A 1489-nucleotide genomic window follows, 5' to 3' on the forward strand; every position below is an offset into this window, starting at 1 on the left:
CGCTCCGTGCTGCTGGAGATGGCGGTGCTCGCCTCCGACGTTGCGCTGTCGCCCGTGACCCCGGAAATCCTCGCGGCCCGCGAGTTGCGGCGCGGCACCATGCAGTTGCTCGAAGACATAGCACCGTACCGGCACCTGGGCATCGAACCACCGGCGCTGCATCTGCTCATCAACCGCGTCCACCCGGTGTCGGCGAACGCTCGGCTGATCCAACAGGCCCTGCGCGACCTGTTTCAAGATCATGCCGGCATCCGGGTGCTGACCACCGACGTGCCGGCCATCGAGGCCTATCCGCGCGCCGCGACACGCGGCCTGCCGGTGCATCGGGTCGAGTACCGCCAGCCACCGGGCAGAGTCGCCCCCGCCGCGCTCCACACCATGCGCGACCTCGCTGGCGAACTGTTCCCGCAATGGCAGCACCGATTTGCCGCGGTGTCCGGCCGCCCGCCATTCCCTCTTGATACCGGGAGGCCCCATGGCGAACGCACATGAACTGGCCCGAGGCCACAAGCGGCTGCGCGCCCTGATCGAATTCGCTGTCGGTGAGGGCTGGCACGTCAAGCGCACGCCGGGCGGCCACCTCAAATTCACCAAGGCAGGCTGCGCCGCGATCTACACCAGTTCGACGGCCAGCGACCACCGAGCGGCCCTCAACGCCCGCGCGCAAATCCGCCGCGCCGAGCGCGAGGCCCGATCCCAGGCGCAGGGAGGCTGCCATGGCTGAGATCACCTCCCAGCAAATGGCCGGCAAACTGCTCGCAGCGGGGTTCGAGCGCAGCGGTCCGTCCGCGGCGGCCTTGAGCGACCCGATCGCCGACACGCCCATGGTCGTGACCCTCGACCAACTGCGTCCCTACGACCACGACCCACGCAAGAAGCGCAATCCGGCCTACGAGGACATCAAGGCGTCCATCCGCGAGCGCGGGCTGGACGCGGCACCGGCCATCACCCGACGGCCTGGCGAGGAACACTACATCATCCGCAACGGCGGCAACACGCGGTTGGCCATCCTGCGGGAGCTGTGGTCGGAGACCAAGGACGAGCGGTTCTTCCGCATATCGTGCCTGTTCCGCCCGTGGCCCAGTCGTGGCGAAGTTGTCATGCTGACCGGCCATCTGGCCGAGAACGAATTGCGCGGCGGCCTCACGTTCATCGAGCGCGCTCTCGGTGTCGAGAAGGCGCGCGAGTTCTACGAGCAGGAAAGCGGCACCACCTTGAGCCAATCCGAACTGGCCCGCCGCCTTGCGGCCGATGGCTTCCCGGTCCAGCAGTCGCACATCAGCCGCATGAACGACACGGTGCGCTACCTCCTGCCCGCGATCCCCGCCGTGCTCTATGCTGGCCTCGGCCGCCACCAGGTCGAACGCCTGTCGGAAATGCGCAAGGCCTGCATGATCGCGTGGGAGCGCTACGCCAACGGACGCACGCCGGACCAGGACTTCGACGAGTTCAACCAGTAAGTCTTGTCTCATTTTGATGTGAAGGCAGA

At 67.4% G+C, this 1489-nt stretch carries 1 protein-coding gene and 2 pseudogenes; all 3 read left to right on the plus strand.

Going from position 1 to position 1489, the window contains the following annotated elements:
* Positions 1 to 492 (plus strand): annotated as a pseudogene (locus ACPEH1_RS20550) (ParA family protein); the annotation flags it as partial.
* A complete protein-coding gene (locus ACPEH1_RS20555) occupies positions 476 to 724 on the plus strand; it encodes a hypothetical protein (protein ID WP_034030424.1) in 249 nt (82 codons plus the stop codon). The pseudogene ACPEH1_RS20550 and the gene ACPEH1_RS20555, both read left to right, overlap by 17 nt.
* Positions 717 to 1457, plus strand: a pseudogene (locus ACPEH1_RS20560) (ParB family protein); the annotation flags it as partial. The gene ACPEH1_RS20555 and the pseudogene ACPEH1_RS20560, both read left to right, overlap by 8 nt.
* Positions 1458 to 1489 lie beyond the last annotated feature (32 nt).

Source organism: Stenotrophomonas sp. NPDC077421 (assembly GCF_049545505.1).
Lineage (GTDB): Bacteria > Pseudomonadota > Gammaproteobacteria > Xanthomonadales > Xanthomonadaceae > Stenotrophomonas > Stenotrophomonas nematodicola.

Coding starts and splice junctions, on each gene's coding strand:
- ACPEH1_RS20555 (WP_034030424.1), top strand. CDS start 476: ATGGCGAACGCACATGAACTGGCCCGAGGCCACAAGCGGCTGCGCGCC.